Annotated in this window: 13 protein-coding genes; all 13 read right to left on the reverse strand. The window is 62.1% G+C overall.

Annotated features, from left to right (window positions below; translation table 11 throughout):
* Nucleotides 1-91: 91 nt before the first annotated feature.
* The 13 genes from GPA27_RS21105 to GPA27_RS21165 all read right to left on the reverse strand — a co-directional run bounded on the left by GPA27_RS21105 (nucleotide 92) and on the right by GPA27_RS21165 (nucleotide 13,907).
* Nucleotides 92-523 carry a c(7)-type cytochrome triheme domain-containing protein gene (locus GPA27_RS21105; protein ID WP_050414230.1) on the reverse strand — a complete coding sequence of 144 codons (432 nt, stop codon included), beginning with the start codon at nucleotides 521-523 and terminating at the stop codon, nucleotides 92-94.
* A gap of 453 nt (nucleotides 524-976) precedes the next feature.
* Nucleotides 977-1,618, reverse strand: a complete 642-nt coding sequence (locus tag GPA27_RS21110; protein ID WP_169142411.1) for a tetratricopeptide repeat protein — start codon at nucleotides 1,616-1,618, stop codon at nucleotides 977-979.
* Nucleotides 1,543-2,859, reverse strand: coding sequence for a hypothetical protein (locus GPA27_RS21115; RefSeq protein ID WP_169142412.1), 1,317 nt, complete (start codon nucleotides 2,857-2,859; stop codon nucleotides 1,543-1,545). Before GPA27_RS21115 ends, GPA27_RS21110 begins: the two co-directional genes overlap by 76 nt.
* A 152-nt stretch (nucleotides 2,860-3,011) precedes the next feature.
* Entirely contained in the window at nucleotides 3,012-3,671 is a 660-nt protein-coding gene (gene ccsA, locus GPA27_RS21120; protein ID WP_246261309.1) for a cytochrome c biogenesis protein CcsA, read from the reverse strand.
* Between the two features lies 1 nt (nucleotide 3,672).
* A complete protein-coding gene (locus tag GPA27_RS21125; RefSeq protein WP_169142413.1) occupies nucleotides 3,673-4,731 on the reverse strand; it encodes a cytochrome c biogenesis ResB family protein in 1,059 nt (352 codons plus the stop codon).
* An 18-nt stretch (nucleotides 4,732-4,749) separates the two neighbouring features.
* Nucleotides 4,750-5,709 (reverse strand): 6-bladed beta-propeller, encoded by a 960-nt coding sequence (locus GPA27_RS21130; protein WP_246261311.1) that lies wholly within the window; start codon nucleotides 5,707-5,709, stop codon nucleotides 4,750-4,752.
* A gap of 137 nt (nucleotides 5,710-5,846) precedes the next feature.
* On the reverse strand, nucleotides 5,847-6,791 hold the full coding sequence (locus tag GPA27_RS21135) for an NHL repeat-containing protein (protein ID WP_246261313.1): 945 nt from the start codon (nucleotides 6,789-6,791) through the stop codon (nucleotides 5,847-5,849).
* Nucleotides 6,792-6,798: 7 nt separating this feature from the next.
* Nucleotides 6,799-7,194: a c(7)-type cytochrome triheme domain-containing protein gene (locus GPA27_RS21140; RefSeq protein ID WP_169142416.1), complete on the reverse strand. Its 396-nt coding sequence runs from the start codon at nucleotides 7,192-7,194 to the stop codon at nucleotides 6,799-6,801.
* On the reverse strand, nucleotides 7,191-7,697 hold the full coding sequence (locus GPA27_RS21145) for a c(7)-type cytochrome triheme domain-containing protein (RefSeq protein WP_256223067.1): 507 nt from the start codon (nucleotides 7,695-7,697) through the stop codon (nucleotides 7,191-7,193). Before GPA27_RS21145 ends, GPA27_RS21140 begins: the two co-directional genes overlap by 4 nt.
* A 259-nt stretch (nucleotides 7,698-7,956) precedes the next feature.
* Nucleotides 7,957-10,311 carry a TonB-dependent receptor gene (locus GPA27_RS21150; RefSeq protein ID WP_256223069.1) on the reverse strand — a complete coding sequence of 785 codons (2,355 nt, stop codon included), beginning with the start codon at nucleotides 10,309-10,311 and terminating at the stop codon, nucleotides 7,957-7,959.
* A gap of 135 nt (nucleotides 10,312-10,446) precedes the next feature.
* Nucleotides 10,447-11,505, reverse strand: coding sequence for a peptidylprolyl isomerase (locus GPA27_RS21155; protein ID WP_169142418.1), 1,059 nt, complete (start codon nucleotides 11,503-11,505; stop codon nucleotides 10,447-10,449).
* 184 nt (nucleotides 11,506-11,689) lie between these two features.
* A complete protein-coding gene (locus tag GPA27_RS21160; RefSeq protein ID WP_169142419.1) occupies nucleotides 11,690-12,502 on the reverse strand; it encodes a cytochrome c3 family protein in 813 nt (270 codons plus the stop codon).
* A gap of 292 nt (nucleotides 12,503-12,794) precedes the next feature.
* The gene (locus GPA27_RS21165; protein WP_169142420.1) at nucleotides 12,795-13,907 is read right to left on the reverse strand and encodes a 6-bladed beta-propeller; all 1,113 of its coding nucleotides are present in this window, start codon (nucleotides 13,905-13,907) and stop codon (nucleotides 12,795-12,797) included.
* Between the last annotated feature and the right edge of the window lie 11 nt (nucleotides 13,908-13,918).

Here is a 13,918-nt window from a genome sequence, read left to right on the forward strand (position 1 = left end):
GGCTTGCCCTTGGCGTCCTGGGCAATGGCAGGCGCCGAGCCGAGCAGGGCGGCGGCGAACACGGTCAGGAGAAGGGTTGGAATACGGCGGGTCATTTCTTGCTACCTCCTTGCCCGACGGGAACTGCCAGTTTCTGGATGGTGCTTTCGTGCACTTGCGTGGGGGTATTGGGTTTGCCGGAATGGCACAGGTCGCAGTTCTCGACCGACCAGGCGACTTCGCCGTTGTGGCATGCGCCACAGAACTGGCCGTCAATGATCTTCAGCATCGTGATCTCGTTGCCGCCCGCCTTGAACTGGAAGCCGAGGTCCGCGTGGCAGACCTTGCAGCGGAAACGGATCCGGTGGAACCAGTGCGGGAAGATCGCCGGGCGCATGCCGGCCGCGTCGGCATAGTTGTTGATGACGATGTCGCCGTACTCGGCGCGGCTGTCGGACGGGGTCCAGAGCGTGATGGCCACTACGGCAAACAGCAGCGCAGTGAGCCCACGACGGACTCTTGCTACCCACGGGACCTGCTTCATAGTTCAACCCTCTTGAAAACGTAAACCGTTTTTGCCAGCCAAAGTGCCCGAGATTCCGCCGGCTGGCAACCAAACGAATGTAATCGTCCCCTTGGCCGCGCCAGACGAATCCGACATGGTGTTGGAGGTTCTTACTGTCGCACCGAGCTCGCCCGTCTTTTGAGTCACCCCTCCCGACCGGGCCACGCTGCGCGTCGGACTGGTGCAATTAGCAAGAATTGCGCCCGACGACTATTACGATCGACGTAACCCATGGCCGCCGCTTGACAGGCTCTGGCTGCCGGTGAATGTAACTGATTGTATTGTGCGTGAGAATGGTTTCCCGAAAGCGGGAATCGCCTGCGTGACGCTACGCCGGCCGGCCTTAGCCTACCGGGCGCGCCTTCCGATGACAATCCATTACTTGCCTGTACAAAGGCTGCGCAAGGCTCCGTTCATCCGAGGCAGGGCGCGTCAATGGCCAGGAGCGGCGGATGCGGGGCGCTCTTCTGCGATTGTTGAATCGCGGGCGTCGGAACGCCATTCCCAGATCGCCGCTTCGGCTCGCGCGCGGAATGGGTCATCTGCCGGGGCACGATGCAGATAGGTCTGCATCGCGCCCATGGCTCCGGGGCGGTTGCCCAGCGCGTCAAGCGTCAAGGCGAGCCCGAAGTAGGCATTGATCTGGTCACGTCGCAGCTCGATGGCCGACTCGAAGAAGTCGCGTGCGTGCTTCCATTGCTCGAGTCCGATCAGTGCGAATCCCATGTTGACGTGCGCTTCGGGAATCTCGGGCGCGAGCGCCAGGACTTGGTGGAAGGCCGTCAGGGCGTATTCGTACTGGTGCATGCGGAGCATCGCCACGCCCTGTTCGAATCGTGTCTGAACCTCTTTCAGCGTTGCAGCGTCGGCCGTCGCATTGCGCGGCTCGAGGGGCAAAATGTTGGCAAAGGCAAGGCGCTTCGGGGGGGGCAGGTCGCCACGCGGTGGGTCCAGGGCCAGCACGCCGCCGAGCGCCAGCGTGGCGAGCACTGTGATGACTAGCGCGCGGCGGCGAACGTCGCGGCGGGCTGGCTGGGGTTGTGTGGGGGCATCGTGGCCGTGCGTGATCTGCATAGTCTGACAATCCGGGGTACGACGATGATTGCGAAGTAGGCGACGCCGACGATCGTGATGGTGCCGCCCACGCCGGTGAGTGTTGCGGCGATGATCGTTCCGGGCTCCGCGTCTGCGGGGCTGAATCCGGTCTTGCGCGGTGCACCCAGCGCACCGCTCCAGGCAAGACCGCAGATCAGCGTCGTTATTCCGAAGGCGTAGATCGAGAGCGGCCTCCGCGTCGGAGTGGCCTGTTCGCGAATATTGTGCGTCGGCGACAGGCGTGCGATCACCGCAGCCATCTGTGCGAGCGTAAAGGCGCCGATTGTACCGTGATAATGGGCCGGAATCAGCGTCGTCTGGCTATCGATGGCAGTGCCGGCGAAAATGCCAAGGCAATATAAGCCGAGTGATGCAACAAATCCGTCGGCTCGCCGGGCGCCTGGCTGGAATGCAAGGAGCAGGCCGAATATCAGCGGCGCCGGCCAGTTCGACAAGCGCATGATCTGAGTGTGAAGTCCGTGCAGGGTGCCGTGATCGACCCCTCCGAGGAGCAGTGCGGGGGCGAGGACTCCGGGCAGGGATGCCGCGGCGAACAAGGCGAGCGTGACCCGCGAGGGGGGCGCGGTGACGCCGGCATTCTGTGTCAGCCGCAACCATATCGCCATCATCAGCGTCACGAATCCGAACTGAAGGATGTGTCCGGCGCCCCACAGAGCGTCGATCAGCCCCATCCCTTGTCGCCATGCGAGCAGCAGGTAGAGCGCCCCCATAAAGAAGGGCAGGCGGGCGATGACGAAGCCGCATTCGGCGGCATCACGGGGGCGGGACAGGGAGATGCTTGCGGTGAAGAGCGTTGCGAGCGCAAACAGCGCCAGCGATCCGAGAAACAAAGGGTGGTCGAGATAGGGAACGTAATTGGCGAGGGTCGGTGTGCCGGGAGCAAGAAGGCCCGTCGCAATCACGCCGAACGCCCCGGCGGCACCGCAAAGGTTCAGTATCCCGGCGAGCTTTTGGCGGCGCGCGTCCAGGCGTTCGGTCCATAAAGCGCTCGCCATCGAGAAGTACCATAGCAGCGTGGCCAGGTTTACATGCACCACGAGGGCGCGCGGAAAGCTGTCCGAGGCGATGAACGAGGTGAGGCCCGGGGTGCGCGCGAGCACGAGCAGAGCGGCCGCCACCGCGGACAGTCCCAGTGATATTGCCGCCGCAAGGAGCCATCGCTGAGAAACCACCGTGGGTTGCGCGCGCGTCTGCGGCATCACACGGCTCCCTGGTGCGGGACAGCGGAGATGAACGGTACGCCGAAGAATGTCAGGAAAGCGGTGATGAACACCGCGAGTACCAGTCCGGCGTGTGCCGGCGGCGAGAGGCGATAGGCAAGCCGGGCGTGAATGGTGAATGCGACCGTGAGCTAGGTTATGAACGCCCATGTTTCCAGCGGATCCCAGGCCCAATAGCGGCCCCAGGCATCCTGGGCCCAGATGGCGCCGGCTATGAGCATCAGGGTGTGGAAGATCAGCCCGATCGCCATGCAGCGGAAGGCGAGTTCGTCGAGTTGAGGGCTGGCCGGGAGGTGGGCCAGACGTTGCCGTCCGATTCCGGCATGGCGCATGAGAATTACGCACGACAGACCGACGGCGACCAGCACTGCGCCGAGGAAGACCTTGCCGAGTCCGATATGGATGTACAGCCAGGGCGTGTTGTAGGTAGGCGGGTAATGCCCTTCGCCGGGGTGGGCGACCATCAGCCAGCCCAGCATGACGAACATCAGCGGCATGACGATCGCGGCAGTTGCACGAATCCGCGCGATGCGCCAGTAGGCCAGGGAATAGGCGGCCATCAGACTCCACACATTCGAGCACAGGATCTCGAACATCGTGATGAAGGGGCCGTGTCCGAGGCGATCCCAACGCAGCCCGATCGACAGGGTCTGTAGCGCAAGTCCGGCAAGCATGAGCGCGAGTACCGAGCGTTCGGGTCGTTTACCCAGCACGACGCCAACGACGGCAACGACACCCGCGAGTACGTAGGCCGTCACTGCGGCCCAAAGGATCTGCAGTTCTTGTTCCATTTCAAGCATCCCACGGCTTGGCCGTGAATTTTCTCCAAAAGTGCGCAGCCAGACTCACGACCGCTAGCGCACAAGCAGCAAGCAGCCAAGGCAGGGTCCAATCGTAGAACACGCGGTAGCCCATCCAGCTGCGCAGCCCCTCGAATTCGAGGGTGCCTTCTGCGGTCTGCAGCGATTCTCCCGGGCGCATTTCATGGCGGTCGCGGCCGATCCGCACAACTAGCCGGTATCGTTCCGGCAGCCGGAATGTCGTGTGTTCGGCGGGGTCAAGGAGAATCTCGTCGATGTCCAGCATTACCCAAATCGACAGCGCGCTGCCCGGAGGGGTCCATTCCGCCGCCTGGCTGTATTCCTTCAGAGGGTAGGGCGGAAGCTGCACGGACCCTCGCAGATCGGCCCCGTGAGCGTTGCGCCACCGGAATGTCGGCGCGAATCCCTTGTTGAACGTCGTGTAGAAGCGATATCCGGACAGCACAAGGGGAGTCTGGTCGCCGATCAGTTCCTCGTGCCAGCGCCCGTCCGGGCCGGCCCACGCCACCTCGTTACGGGTGGCGCCACGCTGGAGTCCGGGCGCGTAATCGATCCGAAAGCCCTTGTTCACGAAATGCACGCGCGCAAGGTCGCCTGCATGCAGAGGCCCTTGGTCGGAGTCGGAAAGAGTGCCGTCGAAGGGCACGCCTTCGGTGACGCCGACATAGCCGTTCAGGTAGGTCAATCGTCCTGCAGCGACGAGCAGCAGCAGGACGATCAGGGCAAGGTGGAAGACGAGCAATTCCGTCTGGCGGCGGAACACGCCATTGGTCAGCACCGCAGCCAGCAGGTTGAGCGCCAGCAGGACAAGCGGGACGACCAGTGGCCAGGTGCGGGCCCCTTCCCGCAGATAGGCAAACGCGACCCCGCATCCGAGGAGGGCGATCAGCGCCAGGGTCAGCCGTAGCGACGCGAGGAGGCGCAATATCCCTGCACTCGCCGGGCGTCGTTCCGGTGCGATCGTGAGAACTGCCCAAGCCCGGTCGACGCTGCCCTCCGTTGCCTTGCCCTCCTTAACAGCACGAACCATCTTGCCGCCCGGTCCTCGTCATTCCGCGTCGGCCTTCGCTCCGCCAAGGTACTGGAAGATCGTTACTCGCCCATTGAACGTATCTGCGACGAATACCCGATTGAAGGAGTCGACCCACACCCCGGAAGGGAGATAGAAATTGCCGGTTCCCTGGCCGACGCCGCCGATCGGCATCAGAAACTCCCCGGCTTCGTTGAAGATCAGCAAATTGTCGTAATAAGACTCGACGACGTAAATATTGTTCTCGCTATCGACGCCGACGCCTTTCGGTCGAACGAGATTGCCGTAGTAAAGACCGCGTTTGCCGATGACCTGCGGTTTTCCGTCGCCCTCGAGCGGGATCACCTGCACGCGGCTGTTCATCGTGTCCGTCACATAAAGCTTGCCTTGCCCGAGTGCGATGTGTGTCGGGAAATTGAATTCACCTGGAGCCTCGCCGCGTTCGCCGATGATCCGCTCCAGTCGTCCATCGGCGCCGAAGACCTTGATGTCGTGTGCGTAGGTGTCAGCGACGTAGAGGAGGCCGGTGACCGCGTCGCGTGCGATTCCTGTGGGGCGCTGCAACACGCCAGCGCCGATGGGAGGCTGCGGGTTTCCCTGCGTGTCCAGGTGTGCGACGAGTTGCAGTTCCGCATCGGCTACCCAGATTCCGCCACCTTTGGCGAGTGCGACGCCAATGGGGGCGACGAAACGACGCAAGCCGACAGCGTATTCCCAGATCTTGAGCTCACCGGCCGGTTTGTCGAAGACGAAAACGGCGGCACGGCTGACGTCGGTGACGAAGATCCTTTCGTGTTCATCCGCAATCACGGCTTGCGGCCGCTGCAGCACGTTCGGTTTTTCCTCGTCGAACAGACCGACTACCCAGGCGAGAAAGCGCACGATACCCTTCGAATCGTCCTCGCGGACAAAATTCTCCTCGCCGGTGAGTTGGCCGGCGAACTGATAGCGGGGGACTTCCGGTTCGCCCGGCCACATGAGTCGCTTGCCTTCCGGCGCTTCGAGCAGGCCGTAATGGAGGCGCGCCGGCGTGGCCTGGGTCGCGCACCCTGCCAGCGTAACGGCGAGCGCAAGTGTCAGCCACGAGAGGACGGACGACGCGGGATTTTTCAAACTCATCTCCGTGAGGGCGGGGTGACGCCGAATACTCCGATCCGGCCGGAAGGGGCGTCGGCGATGTATGCGTGATATACGTCGATCGAGATTGCGGTAAGGTCCACGAGCCCGAGCTGTGCGGGTTTCAGGGTGGCGACCAACTCGCCATGATCGAAGATCTTGAGACTTCGATCGCCCCGGTCAATCACCCATGTGCGGTCATGCGCGTCGAGCGCAATATCCGACGGGTTGAGCAGTTTGCCTTCCCCATACTTGCCGATAACGTACCCGTCGCGATCGAAGTCGACTATGCAGCGGCAACGCGGATCGATTCCGGCGACATGCACACGATTGGCAGCGAGAAGCGTCGCCCCGGCGAGCTCATCCGGAAAACCGTCACCACGCCCAACGAGGGGCTCGCTTTTTCGCCCGGATGGGTGAAAGGCGAATACGCCGCCTGCTGCATCGGATATCCACGGCCTGTTGAGGGTGGGTTCGATCACAATGTCAGCCGGTTGGAGGACCTCATACTTTGCGCTGAAGGTGACTATCGGGCGACCATCCCTTGTAAGGCGGGTGACCTCGCCACGATCAGGGCGGAGAACGTAGACGCTGCCGTCGATGCCGGCCTTGATGCGAACCCCTGGCAAAGGCGATATCTCGCGCAGCGGCGTGATCGACTGGCTAACGGTATCGATGCGCAGCAGCAAGCGCTGGCCGCTATCGACAACGTAGAGGTCGGGGCCGTTTGCGGTCAGAGCGGACGGATGAAACAGCTTGAGATAAGCCCCGCTCGGAGGCTGTCCGGGGACCGGTGACGCTGGAGCCGAAAAGCCGCCGACAATCATCCTGTAGGGCGACAGGAAAGCAGAGGCGTGTTCGAAGGCCGCCGCCTCGGAACCCATGTCGGCGCCGGCTATCTGGGTCAACGCGAGGAACATGCTGCCGGCTAGGATGCGCAACATGATGTATTCACCAACGTCCCGGTCCGAGTGTTTCGTGGCCGCCGAAAATGCCAGGGGGCAGACCCGCCTTTCCGGAATGACACAAATCGCAGTTCTCGACTGACCATGCGGTTTCTCCGTCATGACACGCGCCACAGAACCGGCCGTCGATGATATCGGTCATTTTGATCTGGTTCGCGCCTGCCCGCATCTTGAAGCCGAGTTCCGCGTGACATACCTTGCAGCGAAACCGGATGCGGTGGAACCAGTGGGGAAAGATCACCGGCCGCATGCCGGCCGCTTCGGCGGCTCGATTGATAACGACGTCAGCATACTCCGCTGTGGCGCGCGGCGCTGCAAAAAATGGCGACACGCACAGCAGCGCAGCGCAAACCATCCACAGCGGGGCCCGTGGCACACTCATCTGGCTTTGCCCTCGGTCTTGCGCGCCGGGGGAGGCGTGTTCGGTGCTGCTGCGGGTTCGGGGGGCGGCGTGGCGCTGGGTTGCGCAGCGGCTTCGCGTTCGAGTTCGGCCAGTGCGTCGGCGCGCTTGACGCTGTGGCAGCGGCCGCATTCGGTCAGGGGGAAAGCCACGGCGCCGTGGCAAACCCCGCATTGCTCCCCCTGCAGAATCAGGAACATGCTGATCTTTGTCGCGCCTCTCTGCTTCTTGAACAAATGGTCATGACAATTCGTGCAGTCCAGCCACTCGTTGTGCACGCTGTGCGGAAAGCGCACGACCGGCATGCCCCCATTGAGGTTCAGCAGCACGTCCTTCTCGTAGCTTTCGCTCTTCAGCAGTTTGCGCAAGCTTGATCGCGGGTTGATCTGGCCCTCCTTCAAGGCGCGGACCCAGCGGACCTGATTGCCCGCGTTGTCCGGCGTGAGGGGAGACAGCGCATCTGCGGGCTGCTGCAGCACTTTCACGGCGGGGCCGCTGGAGTCACGAAGCCCATCCTTGGCAATCGGGAGCCAAGAACGGTCGTCAGCCCTCGCGGACTGGGGGGGCACGATCAAGAGCAGGCACAGGCAGCAGACGAAATGTCTCTGCGAAGTGCCTAGTAGGCGAGCAGACATATTTGCGACGCAACCGGTTCGGGCAGATCGGTCCGAGAGATTATCGGATTTAGTCGGCTCGCAGGGCAGAAGGTTGCACTCGGCAACACAGAGCGAGGCTGATCTGGCGTCAGAAGGAACCGAACTCCCTGCTGACCCGGAAGAAGATCAGTTGGTTACGCCGTCCTTCGATCTCGGCAATACGATACTGCAGTTCCGTGTCGAGGCGGCCGATGCGGTAGAACAGTCGCTGATCGAGATCCAGCGTTGCGCGGTCTTGTTGGCGCTGGGCATTCGGATTCCCGAATCGCCGCGAGTCGTCACGGTTGGTGTTCGCACGGAAATCGAGTCGATAGCGCAGGCCGCGGAGCCCGAAAAGTCGACGATGACTGTAACCCAGGCCTCCGCCTAGACTCGTATTGCCGCTGCGCGACGTGTCTTCGCGGAAGAGGGGGCGACCCAGTTCATCGACGAGCACCACCGGTTGATCGTTGTCGGACTCCTGGCGCGACCATTGCCATGTCAGGTTGGAATCGAGTTCCGAGTTCTGATTGATGCGCCAGTTGCCGGTGAGTTGGACATTAAGCATCTGGAACGAAGATGTCGTGTCTCCGGTGGTGCGGCTGTCCGAAGCACTGGCGCTGAGGTAACCGGTGAGCGTTTCGCCGGCATTCGCCTGCATGCCGAGGCTTGCGCCATGGCTAAGCGTGGTTGCGCTTGAGGAGCCGATGCCGGTAGAGCGCGAACTCGAAACCGACTGGTTCAGGCTGCCGCTGAGAGTGGTTTGCGCACTTGTCTGCCAGGTGCGCATCAGCGAGTGCCCGACCGCTCCGTTGACCGAGCGGAATGAGTCTCCCTCGCCGGATGTCGCATTCGACAACGATGCAGACGTAAACCAAGTGTAGTCATAATTGCCGAAGCGCAGCGGCTCGCCACTATAGCTGGCACCCAGAGATTGGTTCGACGTCAGGTTATTGTCTGTGTCAGCGCTCAAGCCGGCCGTGCCGAAGAAGCTGAGGTTGCGGCTGGCTTGGTAATTCAGGCTGGCCGCCCCTCCAATCGTCCGATTCGTGAAATTTTCTCCTCCGACCGTATTGCTCGTCTGGAAATAACGCAGGTTTGCCGAGCCCCGCCATTTCGATTCCGCTGGCGACCAGTTTCCATAGCTGAACACTTGCAGACTTTGCGTCGTTGCAGAATCCGTGTCCAGGTCGAACTGTTGGCCGGTAAGACTCGCGTTCGTGCTCAGGGACAGTTCATCGCTATAGGCGAAACCGTGATTAGCGCCGAAGAAGTAGCTCTTCCCGGACTGCTCGTCGGCCAGGGTTCTCGAGAAGTCCCCGGTGAGATTGACGGAGTGCCGGTCCACCGAGTTCGAAAAGTTACCGAAGACGCGGTCGACGACGTCCGAGCCGAAATCGCCGGTCAGTTCGCTGCGGTCATAGCCCGCCGCGGTCGTCCATCGCCCGGTCTGTGGTCGGTAATCCTGTCGTAAGGACAGGCGCTGCTGCTTGATGTTCGAGTCCGAGAATGAGCCCTCGCTGCGGCTATCCGACAGCGTCAGGGACGCTGAAAATGGGAAGCGGCTCTGGGGAAAGAGCTGGAGTGTTCCACTCCCCGTCACGGAGGTGCCTATCAGATTGCTCGACGAGACGTCGCCGGACTCCTGCGATCGAATCGAGGTAAGCGCGAAATCGCCTGAAACGAGCGCGATATAGGGCCGCCAGACGTAGGAATTGGCGCGCAGCCGGCCTTCATACACCTGACTCGTCGAGCCCGACGTGGTGTCAGAGTTATTGCGCCTTACTCCGACTGAAACGATGCCGCCCCAGCGGATCGGGGCGACGCCCCAGCGCTTCTGGGAGGGGGGCGGCGAATTTGGTGTAGGCGAGCCCTTGCTGCGCGAAGGCACGGGAAGATCGGCGATCGTTGGCTCTATGTTCGCTTCGTCGGCCGGAAGAAACTCCTCGTCCCCGACGACCTTGGCATCGGCGCTCCCGGATTGTGCAGGTGACGCCTCGTCTTCGGATGCCACCTTCTGTTGGGCGACAGGTGCTGCAATCGTGTCGGCCGTGCGCTCGGTCTTGCGCGACGAGTCGATGAGCGTATCCCGCGGTTCGGACTTTGCGATCATCGAGCGTCGAGCGGGAATGGCGGGGGCGTCAGCACTGCCAGGTTTGTTACCGGGTTTCGGCTGCTCGGGCGGCGGAACGGACGCAGACGAATTCCCCTCCACTGACGACCCAGGTCCGGCGGCTGCGGACCTGGTGGTGGCGATGCCGGGCAACTGATACGTCCAGCTCAGGGTGAGCGGGGGAGATTCCGGCGTCGCGGACGAGGAGTCGATGTCCCCGGCTGCCGACGGCGGGACTTCGCCCTTCGTGTCGCGATCCCTGTGCAGGCTTGCGAGAACTGTCGCGAGACGCAAGCGCGACTGTGCCGGGGCGTCGGCCGGTTGTGGCGTCGAAGCTGCAAAGGCCTGCACGGTAGCCAAGCCCAGCAGCAGTCCGCCGCATAGAGGCGGAATTGAACCATGGCAGGCCGACACGAGCCTGCGTGTCATGTGAACTGCCGAATTGCTCGCTCGCACTAGCGCAGAACGCGACATTCTTGGCGCGGATTACTTGCCCGTAACCAACCCCTTTTTGGCGAGTGCCGGATAGCGTGCCGTGTTCAGCTCGATTTTCGCCTTCTTGCGCAGTTGCTCCTTCAGGCTTTGCCATGCTTCGTCGCTGAGATCGCGTTTGAGCAAATCACTTGCGCGGGACTTCACGGTCTCGAAATCATGATGTTTGGGAGGCTGCAGGGCTTCATAGCGGAACAGGGCAATGCCCTGCAGGACTCGCGTCGGAGGTGAGAGGTCGCCCGGTTTCATGCCGTCGATCTTTTCCTGGATGCCCTCCGGCAGCATGCCGCGATGCATGTAGCCAAGGTCGCCCCCGTTTTCGGCCGATTCATGGCGCGAGCGCTCTTTTGCCAGTTGTGCGAAATCGGCGCCGCCCTCGGTGAGTTTAAGCCGCAGGGCGCCGGCATCGGTTTCTGCCGCCTCCCACGCCGAGGTAGGGGCCGACGGGTCAACCGACAGCAGGAGCAGCGAAATCCGCATCTTCTCGGGTTCGGTAAACTTCTCGGGATGCTTCTTGTAGTAGCCAAGCACCTTGTCTTGAGTCGGCTGCGGGACATTCCGCGTCTTGGCCTCGAGCGTGGCCAGCATGTCGTCTTCTTCGAGGCGCTCTCGCAGTGCCGGCAGAATCTGCTCCCGCTCCTGTTGCCAGCGTGCGCTCGATGCGTAGCGCTTTTCGTAAGCGGCAATCTTCTCATCGATCGCTTTTGCATTCGGCTTCAGGTCGCGACGTTTAATTTCTTCGACGAGCAGTCGACGGTCGATCATGTCGTTGGCGACATCGCGGACAAGTTGTTCGACTTCGCCTTCGGGCGGTGTGCCGTGATAGAACTTCTGGCGGATTGCTTCCCGGGTCGCTGCATCGAATTCGGAGGAACTGATCACCTTGCCATTGACGACCGCCAGGTATGGGGGCGAGGCGTGGGGGTCGGCGGGCCTCTGTGCCGTAGCGGCCGCCTTGGCGGGGTCGGGCTTGGGCGCGTCGGCCGCGTGGGTGCCGAAGGCAATGAGCGTTGCGGCGATAGTGCCGGAAACTGCGCGAGCGATCATTTTCATCAAGAATTCTCGTCTTGCTGGGCTGCTAGTGTCTGCTTCGGGCCAGCGGCGACGCAAGTTGGTTGCGATATGCGATTGTGACAAAAAAAAGGTCAGGCGACCTTGTCGCCTGACCCCTTTCGTGACCGCGGCAGCGCAGTTTGCGTGGCAAAGTGCGTGGTGCAGATCGCGGTCTGTGCCCGACTTACTTGGTGTGGCAGGCCAGGCAGATCTTGCTGCCGGACGTCGTGACGCGCATGAAGTTCACGTCGGAGTTCGTGCCAGCCTTGTCGGTATGCGGATCGTGGCAGGACGCGCACTCGACCGACGGGCCCGTTGCATTGCCCGTGAAGGTGCGGGTGTAGAGGATGATGTCGTTCTTCGAGCGGGTGCCAGCGCCGGTGGTGTCAACCCAGAAGACCTGCGAACCATTGATCGACTTCGTCGTTACGGCGTTGAAGTCCGAATCGGCACACGTACCGCTCACAGTGGCGCCCGAGCCGGTCAGGCCGCCGCCGCAGTACTGGATGCCGATCGGGTGGTCGTTGGTCAGATCCTTGGTGAGGTTGGCAACGCCGGTGACCTTGTTGGTGCCCGTGGTCCAGTTGTAGTTGCGGTCCGAGCCGGCGGCGTTCAGGCCGCCCGAGCCCGGCGCGTTGACCAGGTTGTCCATCGCCTGGGTGCCGTCGTGGCAGGACAGACAGGCTGCGGAGACCGAACCGACCGCCAGCACGTTACCGTCGATCGTCGACGAATTCGCCGTCGAGTAGGTCGTGTAACCGGTGCTCGCGGGAATAGCCTTGTTCCACAGGGGGGCAGTGGCGCTCGTGTTCGCCGCGTGCGGGGTGTGGCAGAAGACGCAGATCTGTTCGGTAGTGCTCTGCTTGTTCGGGCCAGGGCCAGGATTCGCGCCCCCAGCGGTCAGGTTATGCGGCGTGCTCACAATGCCCGCCGACGCGCCGCCGGCAATCAGCGCGAGCGACGCGGCTGCGAGCGACAGTTTGAAGATTTTTTTCATGGTAACCCCCGATGGATGGTTAAACGGTTTGTTAGTCATCAAGGACCGTGTCCGGGTCGTCGGACGGTTGTCGATGCTGACCTCAAAACGAGTTTGAATGTTGCACGCTCTACTAGCAGGTTCCGGTCCACCTGTTCGGCTCGCAGGTAGATTAACGCAGCAAAATTCTAATAATCTGTTTTTAAAGGTTTTGTGATGGATTTTGCCGCTGCTGGCGGCTGCCTCGCAGATTTCAGGATGATGAAACCCGCGATGTGACACCGGAATATTCCTGAACTCGGGAAGGTGATTATCAGCGTTTGGAACCGCTTGATCGATTTACGAGGAAGCCTTGGTCCGCTGGCAGGTTGTATGGTCTGAAGACGTCGATCTTGGAGAACCACTGGTCGACGAAAAAGATCCGGCCGTCCTCGTCGATGGCGATGCCCGAGGGCAGAATGTACTGGGCCGGGCCGCCCTGCTCTGAGCGGTTGCCGATGTACATCAGCAGTTCGCCTTCCGGGTCGAAGATCTGAAAATTGCCGAATGCCGCATCGGCGACATAGACGTTGCCGTCGTTGTCGGTCGCGATCTCCTTGGGCCGGGCAAAGTTGCCGAGCTGGCGACCGACAGCGCCGAAGCTGCTGTGGTGGCTGCCGTCGGCGTTGAAGATCTGGACCCTGAAGTTGCCGCCATCGACGACATACAGTCGCCCGTCCTTGCCGATGGCCATGTCTCGTGGCAGATTGAATTCTCCCGGCCCCGTGCCGCGCTTGCCGATGTCCATGACGTGCCGGCCTGTTGCGGTCTCGAACACCCGGACACGATGGTTCTCCGATTTGACGCCACCGATGTCTACGACGTAGATCCGTTGTCCCGAGGGGTCGACGGTGACGCTGGAGATGCGGTCGAAGAGGTCCTTGCCCCCAATCTTGCGCAGGAATTTGCCGTCGCGGCTGTAGATGAAGACCATCTTCTGCGTGGCGTCGGCAACATAGAGTCGTCCGGAGCGATCGACGTCGAGTCCGAGCGGCTTGACGAGTTGGCCGGGCTCTTCGTCGCCGATCGTAAAATACTTCGCGGTGGCGACGTCGAAGACCTTCACCGAGCGTTCGGCAGTGTCCGACACGAAGATGCGGCCGCGGTGAGCGGCGACCGCATAGGGTTTCGTGAGAAAGTGGCCGCTGCGCTGCGCGCCGGTCACCATGCGCCGGAACGCATCATCGCTCGTGTCGGTCTCGACGTCGGCCGAACTCGTGATCGTGCGTTCGTACACGAAGCGCGGCTCGTCCGGTGGGCCGGGGAATACCAATGGGCCGGTGGCGCGCGTTACCGGGGCTTCGCCGCCGATTTCCGCACATCCCGCGATCAGGGTGATGCTGGCGGCGAGGGTGAGGGCGAGAAGGCGCGAGCTTGTGCGAGGCATGGGTCGCGTCT

Source organism: Aromatoleum toluolicum (assembly GCF_012911005.2).
GTDB lineage: Bacteria > Pseudomonadota > Gammaproteobacteria > Burkholderiales > Rhodocyclaceae > Aromatoleum > Aromatoleum toluolicum.